Annotated in this window: 17 protein-coding genes and 1 other RNA gene; 4 read left to right on the forward strand and 14 right to left on the reverse strand. The window is 62.3% G+C overall.

What is annotated here, in order from left to right; all coding sequences use genetic code 11:
- Window positions 1-12: 12 nt before the first annotated feature.
- The 4 genes from bcsA to aroA form a co-directional block, all read right to left on the reverse strand.
- Window positions 13-4464: a UDP-forming cellulose synthase catalytic subunit gene (gene bcsA, locus MSKU9_RS07730; protein ID WP_141260700.1), complete on the reverse strand. Its 4452-nt coding sequence runs from the start codon at window positions 4462-4464 to the stop codon at window positions 13-15.
- A gap of 550 nt (window positions 4465-5014) precedes the next feature.
- Window positions 5015-6730: a 30S ribosomal protein S1 gene (rpsA, locus tag MSKU9_RS07735; protein ID WP_141260701.1), complete on the reverse strand. Its 1716-nt coding sequence runs from the start codon at window positions 6728-6730 to the stop codon at window positions 5015-5017.
- A 274-nt stretch (window positions 6731-7004) separates the two neighbouring features.
- Window positions 7005-7646 carry a (d)CMP kinase gene (cmk, locus tag MSKU9_RS07740; protein WP_141260702.1) on the reverse strand — a complete coding sequence of 214 codons (642 nt, stop codon included), beginning with the start codon at window positions 7644-7646 and terminating at the stop codon, window positions 7005-7007.
- Window positions 7643-8995 carry a 3-phosphoshikimate 1-carboxyvinyltransferase gene (gene aroA, locus MSKU9_RS07745; RefSeq protein WP_141260703.1) on the reverse strand — a complete coding sequence of 451 codons (1353 nt, stop codon included), beginning with the start codon at window positions 8993-8995 and terminating at the stop codon, window positions 7643-7645. The genes cmk and aroA overlap by 4 nt, the downstream gene beginning before the upstream one ends.
- A gap of 178 nt (window positions 8996-9173) precedes the next feature.
- Here aroA and MSKU9_RS07750 point away from each other — a divergent pair, with 178 nt between their 5' ends.
- Entirely contained in the window at window positions 9174-9512 is a 339-nt protein-coding gene (locus tag MSKU9_RS07750) for a TIGR02300 family protein (protein ID WP_193557658.1), read from the forward strand.
- A 40-nt stretch (window positions 9513-9552) separates the two neighbouring features.
- On the opposite strand, the gene folB is transcribed toward MSKU9_RS07750, so the two are convergent.
- The 9 genes from folB to MSKU9_RS07795 all read right to left on the reverse strand — a co-directional run bounded on the left by folB (window position 9553) and on the right by MSKU9_RS07795 (window position 17970).
- On the reverse strand, window positions 9553-9954 hold the full coding sequence (folB, locus tag MSKU9_RS07755) for a dihydroneopterin aldolase (RefSeq protein WP_141260705.1): 402 nt from the start codon (window positions 9952-9954) through the stop codon (window positions 9553-9555).
- A gap of 24 nt (window positions 9955-9978) precedes the next feature.
- A complete protein-coding gene (locus MSKU9_RS07760) occupies window positions 9979-10764 on the reverse strand; it encodes an SDR family oxidoreductase (protein ID WP_141260706.1) in 786 nt (261 codons plus the stop codon).
- The gene (gene recR / locus MSKU9_RS07765) at window positions 10761-11357 is read right to left on the reverse strand and encodes a recombination mediator RecR (RefSeq protein ID WP_141260707.1); all 597 of its coding nucleotides are present in this window, start codon (window positions 11355-11357) and stop codon (window positions 10761-10763) included. Before recR ends, MSKU9_RS07760 begins: the two co-directional genes overlap by 4 nt.
- Before the next feature lie 22 nt (window positions 11358-11379).
- Window positions 11380-11703 (reverse strand): YbaB/EbfC family nucleoid-associated protein, encoded by a 324-nt coding sequence (locus MSKU9_RS07770; RefSeq protein ID WP_010506817.1) that lies wholly within the window; start codon window positions 11701-11703, stop codon window positions 11380-11382.
- Between the two features lie 15 nt (window positions 11704-11718).
- A complete protein-coding gene (locus MSKU9_RS07775; RefSeq protein WP_141260708.1) occupies window positions 11719-13722 on the reverse strand; it encodes a DNA polymerase III subunit gamma/tau in 2004 nt (667 codons plus the stop codon).
- A 66-nt stretch (window positions 13723-13788) separates the two neighbouring features.
- Window positions 13789-13883, reverse strand: an RNA gene (gene ffs, locus MSKU9_RS07780) — signal recognition particle sRNA small type.
- 71 nt (window positions 13884-13954) lie between these two features.
- Window positions 13955-15730: a gamma-glutamyltransferase gene (ggt, locus tag MSKU9_RS07785; RefSeq protein ID WP_141260709.1), complete on the reverse strand. Its 1776-nt coding sequence runs from the start codon at window positions 15728-15730 to the stop codon at window positions 13955-13957.
- Window positions 15731-15887: 157 nt separating this feature from the next.
- Window positions 15888-16700: a type I methionyl aminopeptidase gene (gene map, locus MSKU9_RS07790; protein ID WP_141260775.1), complete on the reverse strand. Its 813-nt coding sequence runs from the start codon at window positions 16698-16700 to the stop codon at window positions 15888-15890.
- A gap of 139 nt (window positions 16701-16839) precedes the next feature.
- Window positions 16840-17970, reverse strand: coding sequence for a D-alanyl-D-alanine carboxypeptidase family protein (locus MSKU9_RS07795; RefSeq protein WP_141260710.1), 1131 nt, complete (start codon window positions 17968-17970; stop codon window positions 16840-16842).
- A gap of 311 nt (window positions 17971-18281) precedes the next feature.
- Here MSKU9_RS07795 and clpS point away from each other — a divergent pair, with 311 nt between their 5' ends.
- From clpS to MSKU9_RS07810, 3 genes are all read left to right on the forward strand, one after another.
- Entirely contained in the window at window positions 18282-18662 is a 381-nt protein-coding gene (gene clpS, locus MSKU9_RS07800; protein WP_026019524.1) for an ATP-dependent Clp protease adapter ClpS, read from the forward strand.
- A 161-nt stretch (window positions 18663-18823) separates the two neighbouring features.
- Window positions 18824-21154 carry an ATP-dependent Clp protease ATP-binding subunit ClpA gene (gene clpA / locus MSKU9_RS07805; protein WP_141260711.1) on the forward strand — a complete coding sequence of 777 codons (2331 nt, stop codon included), beginning with the start codon at window positions 18824-18826 and terminating at the stop codon, window positions 21152-21154.
- An 85-nt stretch (window positions 21155-21239) separates the two neighbouring features.
- Window positions 21240-21563, forward strand: coding sequence for a YnfA family protein (locus MSKU9_RS07810; protein ID WP_141260712.1), 324 nt, complete (start codon window positions 21240-21242; stop codon window positions 21561-21563).
- Window positions 21564-21680: 117 nt separating this feature from the next.
- Here the strand turns inward: MSKU9_RS07810 and MSKU9_RS07815 are convergent, their stop codons facing one another.
- Window positions 21681-22250, reverse strand: a complete 570-nt coding sequence (locus tag MSKU9_RS07815; RefSeq protein ID WP_141260713.1) for a DUF3465 domain-containing protein — start codon at window positions 22248-22250, stop codon at window positions 21681-21683.
- Window positions 22251-22265: the final 15 nt, after the last annotated feature.

Raw genomic sequence — 22265 nt, forward strand, 5'->3', positions numbered from 1 at the left:
AAGGTCCTTCCGTCACAGGTTGCCAGTCAGATCATCGTTCTGGATGCGACGGCGGCTGCGCCCGCGCAGAAGCACCATGGCGCAGGACGTGCCCGCAACACTGGCCCCGATGCCCAGCGCGTAAAGCAGCAGCGGATGCCCCCCCAGATACCAGTCCGGCCACATCCATGCGGGCATGTAGCCCACCGTATAGGCACCGACGGTGCGATAATTATCCAGTCGCGCCCCGTGACGCACGACCATGTCCCCCGCGAAGCGCCCGATCCGTGCCGGATCACGCATGTCCTGCACCATGGCGGACAGCGTATCAGGCGTGGTGCCCAGCACCGCCACGACCGAGCCATGCCGGCTATAGGGGGAGCGGGCCGCAACCAGCGCGCCTTCATCAAAGGTAGTGGGAATACCGGTCGTTTGTGCGCCATACAGATGGCTGATCCACTGCCCTGCCTGCACCCGCCATGTCGCGCCATTACGGTAGCCTGCGTGGTCCAGCACCTGTGCTGCCGCGCCAAGCTGGCCCTGCGGGGAGATGACGATCAGGTCGTCCTGCGGGTCGGGTCCGTACGCCATGTCCGTCGTCCCGACATGCACGCCCGTTACGGGACAGCCGCTGGTCGCCCCGAAGAAGCCCATCATGTCCAGAAAGGCGCTTTCCGTAGCTGCTGCTGCATCAGGCGGCACGATGACCGTGGTGCGTGACAGGTCCGCCATGCGCGTGAATGGAAAGCCGGTCGTGACGAACAGCTTCAGGCTGGGAAGTGCGGCCAGGTGCCGGGAGTGCGAAAAATCCAGGATCGAGGACGGCTCAAGCCCGATCAGCGGGGCATTGTTCTCGTGTGCCCCGACATGGCGGGGACGGACATCCAGATAGACCGACAGCGTATTGCGCTCCCCCAGCAGCCACGAAGGGAGTTCCACGTCATGCGTCACCACTCCGCCGCCCCGTTTGCCAAACGGATTGAGCGACCACGACACCAGCGGATAGTTATGCAGGAATGTCCCGTTGAGCATGACGGCCACATGCGACTGCCAGCGGCTCACCAGTGCCCCATCGGGTACGTCAATCCGGAGCCGGGCGGTAAACGGCCGCGAACGCCATGTATGCAGGTCAGGCGGCACGCTGAAAGGAATCTCCACCAGCATGGGTGCAAGACCGGGACGGCGCAGCACTCCATCGGGCAGCAGTTCACCAAGTGCTACGGGACGGTCAGTCGGCAGCATGGTGGGGGAATCATAGGGTCTATGCGGTGACACGGTAACAGCGGTCGGCATTGCGGTGGCGGTATCGACATGTACCTGCTGACCCAGCGCCAGGGCACGCGCCGCCGTGGTGACCTCGGCCCCGTCACGTCCCGATATGACCAGCACCGTGCCAAACGCATCATGCGGGTTGGCCACTTCCGCCACGACCGGCCCCGGTGGGGTACTGCCCCACGGACCAGCCTGCCCCATGCCAATGGCAACGGCATTGCCATGCGCGGGCAGTCCTGCCGCAACATTGAAATGGATACGCCGGTCCTGCATGCTCATGCCCAGCCATGAGGCCACCATCGCCGCGGCGGCCTGCGTGTCGCCACCGGGTGCCGCAGGCAGCACGAACGTAATGGGCACGGCATGGGCCTCACCCCGGTCGAGCAGGGGATAGGGCAGCGCGGAAAGCAGCCGGTGCGGGATCAGCCGCACGGTACTGAATGACAGCACGGACTCCGGTGCGATCGACACCTGCACATCCGGGTCATGCACCACCAGCGCATCGCCCGTTGGCGGCTGCGCGTCGGGACCACAGGCCGCAGGGGGAAACGCCTCACTGGCTGCTGTCAGCAGCCGGAAATTGAAACGGTTCTGCGTATCGAAATACAACGGGCTGACCGGCAGCGTGACCGGGCCGAACGTCCCCGTGCCGGACAGGCAGACCACACCCACGTTCTGGTTGTTGAGCATGACAGCCAGCGCCACCTGCCCCACACCTGCAGGACGCCGTACGCTGCCAGACAGGACCAGTTGCGCACTGCGGATGATCTTGTCACGTCCCACATCGGCATCCATGCCATAAAGTGGGGAAACAGCACGCAGCAGCATGGGGCGGGGTTGCCCCAGTTCAATAAATGTACGGCTGGTCGCGACTTCGGTAAGGGACACACGGCCCACATCGCCAGCAGCCATATGCGCATCATCAAAGGCCTCGACCGCATTACCGTTCATCACGGACGCGGGTGGCTGCGGCATCTGTGCCCGCGCAACACCCCCTGCCCCAAGCATGAGACACAGGGCCGCAACCGTGGCGCCCCTTCGCATACGCACGCGATGGTCGGGCTGGACCACCAGACGTTCCTTCGGCAGGCGCACCTCAGGTTCGGCTTCCGGCACGGGCAGTTGGGGCACGGGTGTTTCCAGCCCCTTCGCGGCACGCGGTTCAGGACGGAACAGGGCAAGGATGCTGAGTACGACCGTGTAGAAACTACGTAGCGGGTTATCAGGCGGAAAATCGGACCACTGTGTCCAGGCGTCGTTGCGCCCGAACACCAGTCCTACGACTTCCTCTTCCTCCGCCAGGTCATTCATGGCCCATTGCAGGTGCACACGGCCTTCGTCACGCGCGATGACGCTCGCCCTGACCGCAGCCGGCCCCGCGCCCAGATCCCATTTGACCGTAAGAACCTGCCCGACCGCCAGCCGGTCCGTCGCATGCAGGCCAACGCTGCAGCCTCCCATCGAGATATCAAGGGTATGGCAGTTAAGGACTTCATGATTCTCCGGCACCAGGTGCAGCGGAATTTTGGCGCGCACCCGGTGGTTGCGGCGGCGCTGTCGGGTTTCGCGCGCAACCGCGACCGACCCCATGACAATCGTCAGGCTGAACACGATCCATATGCTGTTCATCAGCATGGCGCGGAAGATCAGCGTCTCGTGATAGTTCACGACCGCATACCACAGGCCACTGCACAGCCCGACGAACAGCGCCAGTGCAATGATGATGTTGGGATAGACCGCGCGCCAGTCGAAGTATCCCTCCTCCAGCAGTCCACCCTTGTCGGTCACGTTGAACTTGCCCTTGTGCGGGGCCAGCAGGGTGATGAACGTCATGCGCACCAGGAAGGGCGCCAGCACGGTCTCGTACAGCTCGCTCCAGAATGTATAGCGCCACCGCCCCTGCAGGTGCGACATGGTCATGGTGGTGTGAAACAGGTGCGGCAGGGCATAGACCGCCAGTTCAAGGGGCGAGGCTGCGATCATGGTCACGCCCAGAAACAGGTAGCCCAGCGGCGCCAGCAGGAACAGAAGCCGCGAAAGGGAAAACAGATAATGCGTGGACGCGGCGAAATAGCACAGCCGCTGGGTAAACTTCAGCCCCGGCCCGGTCAGGGGATTGTCAATGCGCAGCATCTGGAACATGCCACGGGCCCAGCGCATGCGCTGGCCGATCTGCATGCCCAGGGTTTCCGTCTCCAGCCCCGCCGCCAGGGGTTCGCGCAGATAGGCGGACCCCCAGCCATCACGCTGCATGCGCAGGGCGGTATGGGCGTCTTCCGTTACCGTTTCGGTCGCAAACCCATTGATGGACATGATGGCCGTGCGCCGCAGCACCGCGCACGACCCGCAGAAAAAGGTGGCGTTCCAGTAATCATTCCCGTCCTGCAGCAGGCCATAGAACAGGTTGGCCTCGGGCGGGATTTCATGCCCGCGGCTCATGTTGCGCTGAAAGGGATCGGGGGAATAGAAATGATGTGGCGTCTGCAGCAGCGCCAGATTGGGATCCGCCACCATCCAGCCAATGGTCTTTTTAAGGAAGCCGCGCACCGGCACGTGGTCGCAGTCAAAAATCGCGATCAGGTCGCCTGTCGTCACTTCAATCGCGTGGTTCAGGTTTCCTGCCTTCGCATGGTTGTTGTGCATGCGGGTGATGTAACCGGCCCCCACCTGCCGCGCGAAGTCACGGAAGGCCTGCCGCCTGCCATCATCAAGGATATAGACATTGAGCTTGTCCGCGGGCCAGTCCAGCGCAAGGCAGCCCAGAACCGTGGTGCGGACAATGGACAGATCTTCGTTATAGGTCGGAACATAGACATCGATCACCGGCCATTGCGCCGTATCTTCCGGCAACGGATGGACCTTGCGCCGCAGAGGCCATGCCAGCTGGAAATACGTCAGCCCGACACGGATGGTCGTATAGATTTCCCCCAATGCCAGCGCCAGGACCATGATGGTCTGCAGCACGCCCGACAGGTCAAGCGTCGAGGTAAAACGCCAGACCAGATAACGGCTGGACACAAAAATGGACAGGAACATGAGGAAACAGCGCGACCAGCGTCCATGGTGCCGTCGTACAAGAAAAAACAGTGCAATTCCCCCGATCGCGACGAGGAACTGCTGATCCACTGACAGATACGTCAGGCAGGATATCAGCATCAGAACTACAAAAACAATTGAAGACAGGATTAAATATATTGTTTTTTTTGAAAACATCACCAATCATTCACTAATAAAAAAATATTATATTATTTTTATTATTGATTATTATTATTTATATTTCAGCGGGGCTTCTGAAATATTTTTTTAACCATTTAATTGATCATGATTTTTTGTCAACAGCTTTAGAGAAGTAAAAAATTTTCATTACAGAATTGTATGGAATATCGCTTTAAGGATAATATTCCTACTATATACTTCTGATACTTCTTACATAGGTCCATTGTTAATGAATCGACCTGCATATCTGGCATGATGAGCACCCGGGATTCTTGCCCAAGCCAATTCAGGATACGTTCAGGTTGCATGAAAGAGGTAAGTAATACTTCCGGTTGCAAAAGGTTTATCTATTTCTAACGCAATAAATATAAATCCATATCATCAGCATATGCGGTGCCGGACGTTTTATGCGCCATCGAAACCCCACCAGCCTGCCCTGACCCGATGACTGGTCGAGACCATAAAAAAGGGGGAGGTGCAGAAATGCACCTCCCCCTTTCGGCAAGGTGTCCAGCCTGCGTCAGCAGGCCGGACAATCCAGCTGGTATCAGTTCTCGGCGTTACGGCGACGGATCGCGGCACCCAGAATGTCACCCAGCGAAGCCCCGCTATCGGACGAACCGTAGTCGGAGATCGCCTGCTTGTCTTCCTCGACCTCGCGGCCGCGGATGGTCAGGGCCAGCTTGCGGGCTGCGCGGTCAACCGAGACAACCTTGGCATCGACGCGTTCACCAACGGCGAAACGCTCCGGACGCTGGTCGGCCTTGTCGCGTGCCAGTTCCGCACGGCGGATAAAGCCGGTCAGCACGTCGTCAACCTTCACCTCGATGCCGTTCGACTGAACAGCGGTCACGATGCAGGTCACGACAGCGCCCTTCTGCACCTTGCTCAGGGTATCGGCGGCCGGATCTTCATGCAGCTGCTTGATACCGAGCGAGATGCGCTCCTTCTCCACGTCCACGTCCAGAACCTTGGCCTTCACGACCTGGCCCTTTTCGTAGTGGCTCATGGCAACTTCGCCCGGCTCGTCCCAGGACAGGTCGGACATGTGAACCATGCCGTCGATGTCCGCGGACAGGCCGATGAACAGGCCGAATTCGGTGATGTTGCGGATCTCGCCTTCCACCACGGAACCAACCTTGTGTTCCTCGGCGAACTGCTCCCACGGGTTGCGCTGCACCTGCTTCAGGCCCAGCGAGATGCGGCGCTTCGCGCTGTCCACATCCAGAACCATCACATCGACTTCCTGCGAAGTGGCGACGATCTTGCCCGGATGGACGTTCTTCTTTGTCCAGGACATTTCGGACACGTGCACCAGACCCTCGACGCCCGGCTCCAGCTCCACGAATGCACCGTAGTCGGTGATGTTCGTGACGCGGCCGGTGTAGCGGGCACCCGGCGGGTACTTGATCGCCATGTTTTCCCACGGATCGGCTTCAAGCTGCTTCATGCCCAGCGAGATACGCTGCGTGTCGGGGTTGAAGCGGATGACCTGCACGCGGACCGGCTGGCCGATCTGCAGGGCTTCGGACGGGTGGTTGATGCGCTTCCATGCGATGTCGGTCACATGCAGCAGGCCATCGACGCCGCCCAGGTCCACGAACGCACCGTAATCGGTGATGTTCTTGACCACGCCGTCGAGGATCATGCCTTCCTTCAGGCCCTGGATCAGCTCGCTGCGCTGTTCCGCACGGGTTTCTTCCAGAACCGCACGACGCGAGACGACGATGTTGCCACGCGCACGATCCATCTTCAGGATCTGGAACGGCTGGGGCACACCCATCAGCGGGGTGACGTCACGCACGGGGCGGATGTCCACCTGGCTACCGGGCAGGAACGCCATCGCGCCGCCCAGATCAACGGTGAAGCCACCCTTGACGCGGCCATAGATGGTGCCGTTGACGCGCTGGTTGTTCTCGAACGCCTTTTCCAGGTTCGACCAGGCTTCCTCGCGGCGGGCCTTTTCACGCGACAGGACGATGGACCCGTCACGGTCTTCGTACCGCTCGACAAACAGTTCGATAACATCGCCCGGCTTGACATCGGGGGTAACGCCCGGCGGACCGAATTCCTTCAGGGCGACGCGCCCTTCGCTTTTCAGACCGACATCGACGATTGCGTATTCATCCGTCAGGCGGACGACGCGACCGGTGACAACGGAACCGTCAAACGCGGAATCGCGACCAAGGGTTTCCTCAAGAAGGGCGGCAAAGTCCTCGCCACCCTTATGGTCGGCGACGGGCTGTGTTGTGGCTGAAGCCATGAGCTACTCGTAAATCCTGTAACCCTGTTCCACCCATCGGGTGGATAGGGACAATCCTGCGCCCCCGCCTGCCCGCACGTAACGGGACAATGGGAACGGCTTGCCCGGCGGATACGCCACGACACGGTCGCGGCACGCCTGACGGCCAAAATTGACGCCATACCCCGCGCCACGCGGGCACGTGGGGCATATACCGTTGAGCACAGACACCCTATGGGCGGCGTATGTCAATAAAAACCCGCAATATGCGGGCTGGTTCCCGTACAAAATCGCCCTAGCGCGTCATGCGCGCCACGATCCGCAGGGCTTCGGCCAGTACCTCATCGGCGCTCAGGCCATCGGTCTCGATGCGTACGGCGTCTTCGGCTGCACGCAGGGGGGCGACAGCGCGGCTTGAATCGGCCATGTCACGGGCTTCGATCTCACGTTCGACCCGGGTGATCTGTTCCTCACGGTCAGGCGTGTCGGGGTCCGTCGCCAGCTGTTCCCACCGACGCGTGGCCCGCGTGCGCGGCGATGCGGTAATGAACAGCTTGACCGAAGCATCAGGGAAAATGACCGTCCCGATATCGCGCCCATCCAGCACCGCGCCATGCTCGCCCGCAAAACGGCGCTGCACGTCAACCAGAACGCGGCGTACGGCGGGCTGGGCCGCGACAAGGCTGGCCGCGCGATCGACTTCGGGCACACGCAGGTCGGTGCGGCTGAGGTCCTCCAGCCCGACACTGGCGGCGAATTCCTCCGCCGCCCCCCGTGCCGGGTCATGCCCCGCGTCGATCATCCGCCGCCCCGTCGCGCGGTAAAGCAGCCCCGTATCAAGGTATGGCAGGTCAAGAGCCAGCGCCAGCCGCTTTGCCAGGGTGCCCTTGCCCGCGGCTGCGGGGCCGTCAACCGCTATGACCAGCCGCCGGGTCATGCCGCAAGCCCGGCGCCGATGCTGTTCATGAGCGCGCTGAAACCGGGGAAACTGGTGTCAATGAACGCGGTATCATCGACGCGGACCGGCTTGCGTGCTGCAAGGCCCATCACGACCGCGCTCATCGCCAGGCGGTGATCCATGCGGGTCTGGACCAGCCCGTCGCCGGGAATGGCGCCCGCCGTGCCATGCACGATCATGTCATCACCCACGACTTCGACCCTGACGCCATTGGCTTCCAGCATGGCAACGGTGGCGGACAGGCGGTCGCTTTCCTTCACGCGCAGTTCCTCCAGCCCGCGAAAGCGCGACTGCCCCGTGGCATGGGCCGCGACCACGGCCAGAATGGGATATTCGTCAATCATGGACGGCGCGCGGGTGGCGGGCACGTCCACGCCATGCAGGCAACCTGCGGTAGCGGTGATGTCGCCCACGGGCTCCCCCCCTTCCACGCGTTCGTTGCTGATGACCAGATCAGCGCCCATTTCCTTCAGGGATGTGAACAGCCCGGTGCGCAGCGGGTTCAGCCCCACGCCACGCACGCTGACCTTCGACCCCGGCACCAGCAGCGCCGCCGCCAGCATGAAGGCCGCCGATGACGGATCGCCCGGCACCACGATGTCACGCGCCACCAGTTCGGGCCTGCCCTGCAGGGTGATGACCCGGCCGCCGGCCCCCATGGGTTCGACCTGCACGGTCGCACCGAAATGGCGCAGCATGTTTTCGGTGTGGTCACGGGTGGCCACGGGTTCTTCCACCCGGGTTTCGCCCACTGCGTTCAGCCCCGCCAGCAGCACGGCCGACTTCACCTGCGCGGACGCCACCGGCAGACGGTAGGATAGCGGTGGCGGGTTGGCGTTGCCCTGTATGGCCAGCGGCAGGCGACCGCCCTGACGTGACAGGAACACGGCACCCGTGCCCGCCAGCGGGTCCGTCACCCGCTTCATCGGCCGGCTGCGCAGGCTGGCGTCGCCCGTCATGACGGAAGTGAACCCATGGCTTGCCAGAATGCCCGACAGCAGGCGCGCCGCCGTGCCCGAATTGCCCATGTCCAGCACATCCGCCGGTTCGCGCAGCCCATCCAGCCCGCATCCCTGCACCGTCCAGTCCCCGGTTCCCGTGCGGGTGATGTCCGCCCCCAGCGCACGCATGGCGTCGGCGGTGCGCAGCACGTCCTCGCCTTCCAGCAGGCCGGTTATGTGGGTCGTGCCACGTGCAAGGGCCGCGAACATCAGCGAACGGTGGCTGATCGATTTGTCACCCGGCACCTGGACCGAACCGGAAAGGGGCGCGCGCGGGGCATGGACCGTCAGCGCGCGGACGGAAGATTGGACGTGATCGGTTTTCATACGCCATCCAATTCCGTATTCCGGGTGGCAAAGTCAATCACAGATCGGCATGATCACCCCACCGGCGCATGCCCCGGTGTTTGACATTACGCCTACAAACTGGCATGGGGCTGCGCCTTTTGCCACTTCCGGATACCGTGGCTTCATTCATAATCAAAACAGGATCGACAGGTTCAAGATGGCTCAGTCCAACCTCGGCACCAAACGTGTCTGTGTCTCCTGCAGCGCCCGTTTCTACGATCTGAACAAGAATCCGGCCGTCTGCCCCAAATGCGGTGCTGAACAGCCCGTGGAACTGCCCCGCGTCCGTCGCCCGGTGGAAGCTGCTCCCGAATCCAAGCCCAAGACGGCCGATGACGCGCTCGAAAACGATGTCGACGTCGATCTGGATGCCGACGCCGATGAGGACGATGATACCGTCCTGCCGGACGATGCGGGCCTTGATGACGATGATGACGACGATATCAGCAGCGCCGACATCGACGTGAAGACCGACAAGGACGACCACGACAACTGACATGATCCGGTCCGGGACGCTGTCCCGGACCGTTTTTGCATCAGGCGTCCGGGTTGCGGCGTTCGATCTCGACCCCGACCGATTCGGCGTCGTCAAAGATGTCCAGCTTTTCCACGCAGACGCGTGTGATGCGGACACGTCTGTCCGCCAGCACGCCCGCAGCGATTCGTTCGGCCAGCGTTTCCACAAGCGCTACATGTCCCTGCGCCACCAGTTCGCGCACCAGCAGCACCACACGTTCATATGATACCGTGCGGCCCAGGTCGTCCGGTCCCACGTCCAGTGTCGCGCTGTCCGACACGCCAAAGGCCACGTTGACGCGGATGCGCTGGGTCACGCCCTGTTCATGTTCAAACACGCCGATATGGGCGTCCAGCACCATATTGCGCACAAACAGGCAACGCAGCGGTTGCGGTTCATTCCATGGCGGCAGCAGGGACATGGCGGATCCAGTCGGTTGAAATATTCAGGCCGGACGGGGGGCGGGCGACCACTGCATGTGCTGGCCCCCGTCAAGGGCCAGCATCTGTCCGGTCACGGAAGGCAGGCAGAGCAGTGAAAGCGCCGCACGCGCAATTTCATCGGGCGTCGCCCCATGCCCCAGCGGAACGGAGGCGCATTGCCGGGCGAAATGCTCCGCCGTCTGCCGTGGCGTCGGCAGTACCGGGCCGGGACCGATGGCGTTGACCCGGATACCGCGCGGCGCCAGCGCCAGCGCCATGGTCTGGGTCAGCGTCCATAGCGCCGCCTTGGACACGGTATAGCTGACAAAATGCGGGGTCAGCGACCATACGCGCTCATCCAGCATGTTCAGCACCATCCCCTGCGCCTGCGGCGGCAGCAGACGCGCGAATTCCTGCATCAGCACGAAGGGTGCGCGGGTATTGGGCTGCATATGCGCATCCCACCCCACCCGCGTGGCGTCATCCCATTCATCACGGTAAAAGGTGCTGGCATTGTTGACCAGCACGCCCACAGGCCCCAGCGCCTGCATAACGGCGGGCAACAGGGCGTGGACCGATTCTTCACGCGACAGGTCAGCCTGAAACACATGGCCCCTGCGCCCAATGGCACGAATTTCCGCCGCAGTCCGTTCGGCCGCATCGGCGGATTCGTTATAATGGATGGCAATGTCAAAACCCGCGCGCGCCAGTTCCAGCGCAATGGCGCGGCCAAGCCGGGCAGCGCCCCCCGTCACCAGCGCCACGCGAGGGATGGTGGCGGGTACGGGCCATGGGAATGTGTTGCTCACGCCGGTCTGCGCGCCATGATGGCGGCGGCCAGTGTCCCGTCATCAAGCACGTCCAGCGCGCCGCCCACCGGCACACCCTGCCCAACGCGGCTGACCTGCACATCAAACCGGGCGAGGCGTTCATGCAGCCAGTGCATGGTGGTCGCCCCTTCCACCGTCGTGCCCAGCGCAAGGATGACTTCGCGCACACCACCTGCGGCGATGCGGTCAAACAGGGGCCGCACGTTCAGGTCATCCGGCCCCATACCCGACAGGGCGGACAGTGTGCCACCCAGCACCTGGTACACGCCACGGTGGACGCCCGCGCGTTCCAGAGCCCACAGGTCGCCCACATTTTCCACCACGCAGACCAGTCCGTCGTCACGCATGGGGTCCGCGCAGATGCCGCACGGATCGGTGGTGTCCAGGTTGCCGCAGGTTGAACAGGTACGCACCGCACGCGCGGCCTGTTCCATCGCCTCGGCCAGGGGCAGCATCCGCGCATGGGGCTGGCGCAGCAGGGCAAGGGCTGCGCGCCGGGCCGAACGCGGACCCAGCCCCGGCAGGCGGCCCAACAGGGTCACCAGCCGGTCGATTTCGCCCCTGCCACTCATGCATGTTTCCCGACGTTATGGATCAGAACGGAAATTTCATCCCGCCCGGCAGGCTCAGGCCGCCGGTGACCTTCTTCATTTCCTCGCTGGCGGTCGCATCCAGCTTCTTGCGCGCATCCGCACTGGCCGCAAGGATCAGGTCCTGCAGCATTTCCATCTCGGCCGGGTCAGCCAGCTTGGGGTCGATACGGATCGCCTTCATGTCGCCCTTGCCGTTCATGGTGATGGTCACCATGCCAGCGCCCGCGCTGCCTTCGATCGTCATGTCTTCCAGCTTGGCCTGCATTTCTTCCATGCGGGCCTGCATCTGTGTGGCCTGCTTCATCAGGCCGGCAAGATTTTTCATGTTCAGTTGCTCTCCTCAGGCAAAATCATCTGAATCCAGATCGTCCTCTTCTACCAGATCGGCATCAAGAGGCGCGAATTCGAGATCCGGCGCCAAATTCTGGGCCGCCATTTCTTCCGGTGGCAGGCCATAATCATCCAGTGCATGGTCCGTGACCTCACCCAGGCGGGCAGTCGGAAAAACCTGCATCGCGGCCTGCACCAGCGGATGAGCCTGCGCCGCCGCCCGGTGCAGCTGGATGATTTCGGCCCCCTGTTCGGCCAGGGTCGCTTCCCCTTCATCTTCCGACAGGCGCACCTGCCATGCAGGGTCGCCAGTACCTTCACGCAGCACGGTTTCCAGCCGCCGGGCAAGGCCGGGCAGGCTGTTGCGCTCGATACGTATTTCGATCAGTGGCGGGGCGAAGGATACCAGATGCGTCGCGTGCCGCAGGTGGCCATGCAACATGGCGTCTCGGCCGGAGACAAAGGCCACGGTCTCGCGCCACGTGCGCGGCGGGACGACCGGTTCCGGCGCGGGGGCGGTTTCCGCCACCCTTCCGGTCCGGGGTGCGGGCGTGCTTTCAACCTGCATGCCACCGTTGGCCACCATGCGGATTGCGCTGTTCCCCCCATCCGGATTCCCCCCGGTTACAGGGGAAGACGCGGCAACAGCCATGGGCGCGCCATGGCCATCACCCGCCGGTTCCGACACGCGCAGGGGGGCGGCCGCCGCATCCTGCCCCAGCACCTTGCGCACAAGGTCGCCCGGCGGCGGCAGATCGGCTACATAACACAGGCGGATCAGCACCATTTCGGCCGCCTGCCTGCGGTCAGGGGCCTGTTCCACTTCCGACAGGCCCTTGAGCAGCATCTGCCATGTCCGTCCCAGCACCGGCACGGGCACGCGTTCGGCCAAAGCCGCACCCCGCTGGCGCTCGGCTTCCGGCAGTTCGGGATTATCGCGTAGCGCCGGAATGGCCTTGATACGTGAAACCGTATGCACCAGCTCCAGCACATCGCTGAGCATCACGCCCAGATCACCGCCACGCACATAGACATCCGCCGTAATGGCCAGTGCCCGGTCGGGTTTTCCCTCCAGCACCGCATCCAGCAGGTCGAACACCAGCCCGCGATCCGCCAGCCCCAGCATCCCCGCCACAAGGTCGACGCCGATGGGAGCCGCATCCGTGCCGCCTTCGCCATCCAGCGTGCCCTGGGCTATGGCCTGATCCAGCAGCGACAGCCCGTCACGCACCGACCCGTCGGCCGCACGTGCGATCAGCGACAGGGCATCAGGGGAAAAGCGGACATGTTCCGCCTGCGCCACCCGGTCGAAATGCGCGGCCAGTTCCACCTGCGGCACACGGCGCAGCGCGAAGGTCTGACAGCGTGACAGGACGGTGACCGGCACCTTGCGCAGTTCGGTTGTGGCAAAAATGAAGGTGACCTGCGCGGGCGGCTCCTCCAGCGTCTTGAGCAACGCGTTGAACGCATTGCGCGAGAGCATGTGCACTTCATCAATGATGAAGACCTTCATCCGCCCCTGCATGGGACGGAATCGCGTCGCCTCGATGATTTCGCGCACGTCATCGACGCCGGTGCGCGACGCGGCATCCATTTCCAGCACGTCGGGATGCCGGTCCGCCAGAATGGCGACGCAGTTGGGACAGACGCCACACGGATCGGCCGTAGGGCCACCCTTGCCATCCGGCCCGGTGCAGTTCAGCGCGCGGGCGATGATGCGTGCCGTGGTGGTCTTGCCCACTCCCCGCACACCGGTCAGCATGAATGCATGCGCGACCCGGCCCAGTGCGAAGGCATTGCGCAGGATGCGGACAGTCGTTTCCTGTCCGATCAGATCATCAAAGGTCGTGGGGCGGTATTTGCGGGCCAGTACCCGATAGGGCGCCGCAGGGGCTGCATCCGGTGTTACGGGTGCGGGCGGCGGCCCTGCGTCACCAAAAAGTCCGGGGCCGTCTGCGGGCGGTGCAGGCAGCCCGGCCTCCTCGGAACGATCCTGATCCGACGGAACGGTCATTGATGCATCCGGGCTGGAGAAGTGGCGCGTGCGCCTGAAGCGCCACCGCGACACGGAAACTTTCGGGTGGAAGACCGGCCATAACCCGGACGAAACTCACTACGGCTGCTTCCTTCCGGACCTGACCAGGTTAGCAAGGTATCCGTCTACAACCGATCTCCCGAGCGGGTTCTAACACATACACCCGCCCCATGCACAAGGGGGCGACAGAAAAAATCGCGCGCCCGTCCACTTATTCCCCGACCGCGGCACCCGACTGGTGGCGCATGTCTGCCCCGCCATAATAACGGGCCTGCCCGACCTTCCCGATGCGCGGGCCGCCGGACAGGATGCTCTCGGCCAAGCCCCACGGGGCGTGTTCTTCAATATGGTAGCCCTCATGCGTCAGGATGCGCGTCACGGCGGGCGACAGCGCGCCGTGCTCCACCTGCACCACGTCGGGCTGCCACTGTTCATGGATGCGCGGCAGGTCAACCGCCTGCTGCACATCCAGCCCGTAATCCACCATGCCGGTCAGGACCGACAGGATGATGGTGGGAATGCGCGAGCCACCGGGGCTGCCCAGCACCATGACCGGCTGCCCATCGCGTGAGACAATGGTGGGCGCCATGGATGACAGCGGCGTCTTGCCCGGTGCGATGGCATTGGCAGTACTGCCGACGATGCCGAACATATTGGGTTCACCCGGACGGCTGGAGAAATCATCCATTTCGTCATTCATCACGATTCCGGTCCGGCCCGCCACGACCCCGGCCCCGAACCAGCCATTCAGGGTATAGGTCACGGCGACGGCGGTTCCGTCCTGATCCGCGATGGAATAATGGGTGGTTTCTTCCTTTTCCGGTTCCGCCGTACCTGGATGCAGGCTGACGGAGGGCACAGCGTGGTTGAGCGGCAGGTATTTGCGGACCTGCTGCGCATAGGCCGGGTCGGTCAGGTGGGCGACCGGATTGGTTACGAAAGCCGGGTCGCCAAGGTTCTGCCGGTCGGCATAGGCGTGGCGCATGGCCTCGACCTCGCGCTGCACGCTGGCCGCCGTATGCAGACCCAGGGCATGCATGTCGTAGCCCGACAGGATATTGAGCATTTCGCACAAGGCAACCCCGCCCCCGCTGGGGGGGGGCGCCGTGTCGATATGATAACCGCGATAGTCACACGACAGCGGGGCCATCATGCGCGTGTGGTAACTGGTGAAGTCCTTACGCGACAGGATACCGCCAGCCTTCTGGCTGCTTTTGACGATTTCCTTTGCAATCGGGCCATCATAGAATGCCCGCGCGCCATCATGCGCGATCCGTTCCAGCGTACGGGCCAGATCGGCCTGTACCAGCCGTTCGCCAGCCTCCAGCGGCGTACCATCGGGGTGCAGGAAGATCGCGCGCGCATACGGATCCTTCGCAAAAGCGGCGGTCGCGGTATGCAGCAGGTCAACGTCGCCCTGTTTCAGGATAAACCCGTCACGTGCAAGGGCGATGGCAGGCGCCATGACATCGGCACGCGGCAGCCTGCCCCAGCGGCCACGTACTTCCTCCATCCCCGCCACGGTGCCCGGCACCGCCACGGCCCGCCACCCGGTGATGGATGCCCCGGCAATGACGTGTCCCGATGCATCCTGATACATGGTGGGGGTCGCGGCATTTGGCGCGTGTTCACGGAAATCAACAAACGTCACATGCCCGTCCGGCGTGCGCAGGGTCATGAAGCCACCGCCGCCAATGTTTCCCGCTGCCGGATAGACCACGGCCATGGCATACCCCACGGCAACGGCGGCATCCACCGCATTGCCGCCGCGCGCCAGAATGTCCGCCCCAACATGGGATGCAATATCCTGCGCGCTGACCACCATCCCATGCCGTCCCGGCATGGGGGCAAGGCCCACGGCCTGTCCCGTTCGGGTGGTTTCAAAGGCCAGCGGGTCGGCAACTGCGGCCCGGCTGACATCCGGCATGCCGGTTACAAGACATGCAAAAAGGACCGCGCCGTACCGCAGGTTACGGGAAAAAGGCATGTTGGCTCCATTGCTGATGTCCGCTCCCCTTAATGTAATACTAAAGGGAACCAGTCCTTGGGACATCCTTCAATCATAAGAAGTTTTTTGGTGAAGCTTTTTTCAAAAAACTTCAAGGAACACCGCCTTTTTTCAAAAAGGCGGCATACAAAAACTTCTATGTTCCATCAACCGGATAAGGGGGGCAGGTATAGCCCGCAGGCGAAAGGGTGAAAACCTCGCACCCGTCCTCGGTCACACCCAGCATATGCTCGAACTGGGCCGACAGGGAACGGTCGCGCGTGACGGCGGTCCACCCGTCTTCCAGGATCTTCACATCCGGACGCCCGGTGTTCAGCATCGGTTCGATGGTGAAGAACATGCCCGGACGCAGGATCAGCCCCTCACCGGGGCGGCCGTAATGCAGCACGTTCGGCGGGGCGTGGAAGGTGCGCCCGATTCCATGGCCACAGAAATCCTGCACGACCGAAAAACGGCGCGCTTCGGCATAGGTCTGGATGACATGACCGATATCACCCAGCGTCGCCCCCGGACGCACCGCGTCAATGGACAGCATAAGAGATTCATACGTCGCCTCGATCAGCTTCTGGGCCTTGATGGGCACCTTGCCGACTGTGTACATGCGGCTGGTATCGCCAAACCAGCCATCAAGGATAACGGTCACATCGATATTCAGGATGTCACCATCCTTCAATTCCCGATCACCCGGGATACCATGACAGACGACATGGTTGATCGAGATGCAGCTGGATGCCGGATATCCACGATAACCCAGCGTTGCAGGCACCGAACCGTTGGCGATCATGAAATCATGAATCAGCCTGTCCAGTGCGCCCGTGGTGACCCCGGCGCGCACATGCGGCGTGATCATGTCCAGCGTCCGTGCGGCAAGCTGGCCTGCGGCACGCATTCCGGCAAAATCCTCGGGCGAGTGGATCTGCACCCCGCCGCCGCGCATATCGCCTTCCATGGCGTTATCCTTTCCTGTGTTCGTCACATGACCACCCGCCCGCAGTCATGAAAGGGACAACAGGAACGCGCCTGACCCGCATGCCAGCCGCGCTGGATGGATAATGTGATGCCTTCTATACAGCGCCCGGAACGCGCTGTCAGCTTCGCGCCTTCGCATGGGTATGCGTTGCATGGGCGACATGTCCCATGCCGACCAGATGCACACGTGCATGCACCACCGCGGGATGGACATGCACGACCGTGCCATGCCCCCGGCGAAGGCGGGTGTAGGACGCGGGAATCGCGGATGCGTCGGCCACTTCGTCAGGTTGCACGGGGTTCAGCCGCATGGAAGCCAGGTGCACGTTGCGCGCACCATGCCGTGCCGCCATGGTACCGCCACCGGCGCGCGCCAGCAGCAGCGGACGCATTGCGGGACGGGCGACAGGGGCAACGCCTTCCGCCTCGAAACCACCATCCAGCAGGGCAGTCATGGTGGCATTGCGACGGTTATTGGACTTCGCCCCCATCACCACGCCGATCAGGCGCACGTTATCCCGCACGGCGGAGGTAACAAGGTTATGCCCTGCCACGGCAGTATAACCGGTCTTCAGCCCGTCCGCGCCGGGATAGGCACCCAGCATCGGGTCATGGTTGGGCACTTCATGCCCATGGAAATAGAAACCGGGCACCGCGAAATAATGGTAGTACTCGCCGTAATCCACGATCAGGTGCCGCGCCAGCACCGCAAGATCACGCGCCGATGTCATCTGTTCCGGATTCGGCAGGCCGGAAGCATTGCGGAACACGGTGTCATACATGCCCAGCCGGCCGGCCTCGCGCGTCATCATCGCGGCAAAACGGGTTTCATCACCGCCGCCCAGGAATTCACCCAGTGCGCAGGCCGCGTCATTAGCGGATTTGGTGACCAGCGCCAGCACCGCCTGCTCCACCGTCAGGGTGCTGCCGGGCCGCAGCCCCAGCTTGGATGGTTCCATGGAGGCGGCATGGACCGACACCGGCATGGGCTGGTCCAGCGTGACCTGTCCCGTCCGCACGGCCTTGAAAGCCAGGTACAGCGTCATAAGTTTTGTCAGGCTGGCGGGATAACGTCGCAGGTCCGGGTCCTGCTGTGACACGACCGCCCCCGTGCGGGCATCCAGCACGATGGCGCTGACCTGCCCCACGTACTGGGCGCGGGCGGCGTGCATGCCGCCAAGGCCGACACACAGCCCGACGGTCGCGGTAACCTTCAGGCGGGAAAGACGGGACATGGGAATATGGCTCATGGAAGGGTGAAACCTGCGCGTGCGATGACAGTCATACGGCTTCCGAGCACACGGACATTACCCGGCGCCCCTCCATCCATTCATGGGTTGCTTGACTGCAACCATTCTAAAAGAAAGGTTTTCTATTCGTCCAGAGCGTATTTCCATGCCCGCCGAATGTGGCGGGCAGAAGGCTTCGGTTCGGGATTGTAAAAAAATCCTTGTATCCATGGCGCGCCACCCCTTCCAACTGACGGCAAAGTTCCAATATGGTACCTGTCATGTCTGCTATTGCTCGCCCTTCCCTGCCCCGCCCCGTGTCGTCGCCCGAAATGGGTGGCACGTACCCGCACGGACATGGTGGCAACACGCCGCCACGCCGCAACGGTGGGCAGGATTCCCCCCCCGGCAATGACGACGGCATGATCGACGTTGTCATCCGCACCCGCCCACAGACCCGCAAGCCGGCGATGTACAAGGTGCTGATGCTGAACGACGATTATACCCCGATGGAATTCGTGGTGCATGTGCTGGAACGCTTTTTCCAGAAAAACCGCGAGGAGGCGACGGACATCATGCTGCACGTTCACAAACGTGGCGTCGGTGTATGCGGGGTCTTTACGTATGAGGTTGCGGAAACCAAAGTAACACAGGTGATGGACCTGGCGCGCCAGAACCAGCACCCGCTGCAATGCACCATCGAGAAGGACTGACCCCACGGACAAGCGCATCTTACCGCCCCCACCGCGATCCGATCGCGTTCCATGGCATTTTGTGCTGGCATTTCCACCACAACGGGGCAAGGATTGTCCCGACTTACCGGTTATGATCTCCGGGGCCCGGGTGGCCCCTCTTGGAAAAGGAGCGTCTCGGCATGTTGTCACGTAATCTTGAACAGACGCTTCACCGTGCGCTGACACTGGCCGGCGACCGTCGGCACGAATACGCAACGCTTGAACACCTCCTGCTTGCCCTGATCGATGACCCGGATGCCGTGACGGTATTCCGCGCCTGCGGGGTTGACCTGACCAAGCTGCGCACCGACCTGACCGATTTCCTTGACAAGGATCTCGCCGGGCTTGCCGCCGACCGTACCGTTGATCCCAAGCCGACCGCCGCATTCCAGCGCGTGATCCAGCGCGCCGCGATCCACGTGCAGTCCACCGGCCGGGACGAGGTAACGGGCGCAAATGTGCTGGTCGCCCTGTTTGCCGAACGCGAAAGCCACGCTGTCTATTTCCTGCAGCTGCAGGACATGACGCGGCTGGATGCGGTCAACTTCATCTCCCACGGTATCGCCAAGGCGCCCGACCGCTCCACGCGTCGGCCCGTCGCCGGTAGCGCGCCCGAAGGAAATGAAAACGAGGAACGCGGCAAGACCGGACAGAAAAGCCAGGATGCGCTGTCCACCTACTGCACCAACCTCAACGAGAAGGCGCAGGAAGGCAAGGTTGACCCGCTGATCGGCCGCGACTCCGAAATCGAACGCACGATCCAGATCCTGTGCCGCCGCACCAAGAACAACCCGCTGTATGTGGGTGACCCCGGCGTGGGCAAGACCGCCATTGCCGAAGGGCTGGCCAAGCGCATTGTCGAAGGTGACGTGCCGGAAGTGCTGCTCAATTCCACGATCTATTCGCTGGATATGGGCGCGCTGCTGGCGGGCACCCGCTACCGTGGTGATTTCGAGGAACGGCTGAAGGCGGTCGTGACCGAACTGGACAACAACCCCGGCTCCATCCTGTTCATTGACGAAATCCATACCGTCATTGGCGCGGGTGCGACATCGGGCGGGGCCATGGATGCGTCCAACCTGCTCAAGCCCGCCCTTGCCGCCGGCACGCTGCGCTGCATGGGTTCGACCACGTACAAGGAATACCGCCAGCATTTTGAAAAGGACCGCGCGCTGGTGCGCCGGTTCCAGAAGATCGACGTGGCGGAACCCTCGGTCGATGATGCGGTCAAGATCCTGCGTGGCCTGAAGGTCAATTACGAAAAGCATCACAAGGTGCGTTACACCGATGACGCGATCAAGGGTGCGGTGGAACTGTCTGCCAAGTACATCCATGACCGCAAGCTGCCCGACAAGGCCATCGACGTGATTGACGAAGTCGGTGCCTCGCGCATGCTGGTGCCCGAAAACCGCCGCCGCAAGACGGTCACACTGAAGGATGTCGAGGATATCGTCGCCAAGATCGCGCGCATCCCGCCCAAGAGCGTCTCGTCCGACGACAAGGAAACGCTGCGTTCGCTGGAACGTGACCTCAAGGGCATGGTCTATGGGCAGGACAAGGCGATCGAGGCCCTGACGGCCGCGATCAAGCTGTCGCGCGCCGGACTGCGTGATCCGGAAAAGCCGATTGGCAACTATCTGTTCTCCGGTCCCACGGGTGTCGGCAAGACGGAAGTGGCCAAGCAGCTTGCCAGCACGCTGGGAATCGAACTGATCCGCTTCGACATGTCGGAATACATGGAGCGGCATTCGATTTCGCGCCTGATCGGCGCACCGCCGGGCTATGTCGGGTTTGACCAGGGTGGCCTGCTGACCGACGCCATTGACCAGCACCCGCATGCGGTCCTGCTGCTTGATGAAATCGAGAAGGCACATCAGGACCTGTATAACGTCCTGCTGCAGGTGATGGATCATGGGCGGCTGACCGACCATAATGGCAAGACGGTCGATTTCCGCAACGTGGTCCTGATCATGACCACCAATGCAGGCGCGGCCGACCTGAGCAAGGAGGCGATCGGTTTTGGCCGCACGTCACGCGAAGGCGAGGACGAGGATGCGATCAAGCGCCTATTCACGCCGGAGTTCCGCAACCGTCTTGATGCGATCATTCCGTTCGCCAACCTGTCACCACATGTGGTTGACCGGGTGGTGGAGAAGTTCATCTTCCAGCTGGAAGCCCAGCTTGCGGACCGCAACGTGATGATTGAAATCTCGTCGGCTGCACGTGAATGGCTGGCGGAACGTGGGTATGACCGGCTGTATGGCGCACGTCCCCTGGGCCGTGTCATTCAGGAACACATCAAGAAGCCACTGGCGGAAGAACTGCTGTTTGGTAAGCTGACCAAAGGTGGCGTGGCCAAGATCACGCTCAAGGATGGCAAGCTGGACTTTGAATATATCTCGCATGCGGAAAACCCGTCCACTGAAGGGGACGAAGGCGACAGCACGCGGGAAGAAGAAGCCGCCGACTGACAAAGCCCTTATGGCTATCGCCTGAAAATGACAGGGACCAGAAATGGTCCCTGTTTTTTTGTACCCCTGCCCCGAAAGGAACCCCATGCTGACCGCCGCCATTTATGTTCCCGCCGCATTCGCGGAAATCTGCGGGTGTTTCTGTTTCTGGGCATGGATGCGTCTGGGGCGTTCGGCGCTGGTTCTGGTGCCGGGCTGCCTGTCGCTGGTGCTGTTCGCATGGCTGCTGACGTTCAGCCCGGCTGACAATGCGGGCCGGGCCTATGCCATTTATGGGGGGGTCTATATCGCTGCCAGCCTGATCTGGTCATGGCTGGTGGAAAAGCTGCCGCCTGATCGCTGGGATATCGGAGGAGCCGCGATCTGCCTGGTGGGCGCAGCCATTATCCTGTTGGGCCCACGCGCCTGAATAACTTATTGATGGGAATATAATTTTTCAGTGAATCTGTTTTCAGAAAGCTTCAGGAAACACCGCCTTTTTGAAAAAAGGCGGTGCCCAAAACGTTTTTAAAATCTGAAACAGCCCTTACTGGTAACGGGTTCCGTTGACTGTCACATACCCCGCCACAGGCCAGGTACGACCGGTACCGTGATGGGTCCAGTCAATGCCCTGACTGCGCGCGTTATCGTAATAATACCGGCCCAGCACATCCGCCTGGTCACCCCTGGCCACCCACGGCCATGCAGGCGCGGACATACGGTCCAGATCGGACACGATGCGGATGGACACGCCATTACCGACATCAACATAGAAATAGCCATGAAGGCCGCTACGGGTCCGTTTTGACGCGGACACCGCGATTACGCGGCCACAGACATGCTCGACCCGATCAGGCTGGTCGCCCTGCTTACCTTCTGCCGCTTCAACGTCGGCCAGGAATTTGCGGTTATCACAGGTTTCCGGCACGGGGGTAGCGATAGCCTGGGTCTGCGCATTGTCCTTTTCACTGCCAGACTGCTGGTAGTCTTCCCCGGCCTGTTCCCGCCTGTGATGGTGATGGCGGCGTGCCTCGGCTGGTGCCATCAGCGTCCCCTGCACCGCAAGGACCGCCGCAAGCCCCATCATCCCACGTATATGCCAGCGCATTGCCGCCATGACTGTTCTCCATTC

This window comes from Komagataeibacter diospyri, from assembly GCF_006538165.1.
Taxonomy (GTDB): domain Bacteria; phylum Pseudomonadota; class Alphaproteobacteria; order Acetobacterales; family Acetobacteraceae; genus Komagataeibacter; species Komagataeibacter diospyri.

What these genes read in the sequence shown, in the direction of transcription:
- bcsA (WP_141260700.1), bottom strand. Translation starts at nt 4,464, where the DNA reads ATGTTTTCAAAAAAAACAATATATTTAATCCTGTCTTCAATTGTTTTT.
- rpsA (WP_141260701.1), bottom strand. Translation starts at nt 6,730, where the DNA reads ATGGCTTCAGCCACAACACAGCCCGTCGCCGACCATAAGGGTGGCGAG.
- cmk (WP_141260702.1), bottom strand. Translation starts at nt 7,646, where the DNA reads ATGACCCGGCGGCTGGTCATAGCGGTTGACGGCCCCGCAGCCGCGGGC.
- aroA (WP_141260703.1), bottom strand. Translation starts at nt 8,995, where the DNA reads ATGAAAACCGATCACGTCCAATCTTCCGTCCGCGCGCTGACGGTCCAT.
- MSKU9_RS07750 (WP_193557658.1), top strand. Translation starts at nt 9,174, where the DNA reads ATGGCTCAGTCCAACCTCGGCACCAAACGTGTCTGTGTCTCCTGCAGC.
- folB (WP_141260705.1), bottom strand. Translation starts at nt 9,954, where the DNA reads ATGTCCCTGCTGCCGCCATGGAATGAACCGCAACCGCTGCGTTGCCTG.
- recR (WP_141260707.1), bottom strand. Translation starts at nt 11,357, where the DNA reads ATGAGTGGCAGGGGCGAAATCGACCGGCTGGTGACCCTGTTGGGCCGC.
- MSKU9_RS07770 (WP_010506817.1), bottom strand. Translation starts at nt 11,703, where the DNA reads ATGAAAAATCTTGCCGGCCTGATGAAGCAGGCCACACAGATGCAGGCC.
- MSKU9_RS07775 (WP_141260708.1), bottom strand. Translation starts at nt 13,722, where the DNA reads ATGACCGTTCCGTCGGATCAGGATCGTTCCGAGGAGGCCGGGCTGCCT.
- ggt (WP_141260709.1), bottom strand. Translation starts at nt 15,730, where the DNA reads ATGCCTTTTTCCCGTAACCTGCGGTACGGCGCGGTCCTTTTTGCATGT.
- map (WP_141260775.1), bottom strand. Translation starts at nt 16,700, where the DNA reads ATGGAAGGCGATATGCGCGGCGGCGGGGTGCAGATCCACTCGCCCGAG.
- MSKU9_RS07795 (WP_141260710.1), bottom strand. Translation starts at nt 17,970, where the DNA reads ATGAGCCATATTCCCATGTCCCGTCTTTCCCGCCTGAAGGTTACCGCG.
- clpS (WP_026019524.1), top strand. Translation starts at nt 18,282, where the DNA reads ATGGGTGGCACGTACCCGCACGGACATGGTGGCAACACGCCGCCACGC.
- clpA (WP_141260711.1), top strand. Translation starts at nt 18,824, where the DNA reads ATGTTGTCACGTAATCTTGAACAGACGCTTCACCGTGCGCTGACACTG.
- MSKU9_RS07810 (WP_141260712.1), top strand. Translation starts at nt 21,240, where the DNA reads ATGCTGACCGCCGCCATTTATGTTCCCGCCGCATTCGCGGAAATCTGC.
- MSKU9_RS07815 (WP_141260713.1), bottom strand. Translation starts at nt 22,250, where the DNA reads ATGGCGGCAATGCGCTGGCATATACGTGGGATGATGGGGCTTGCGGCG.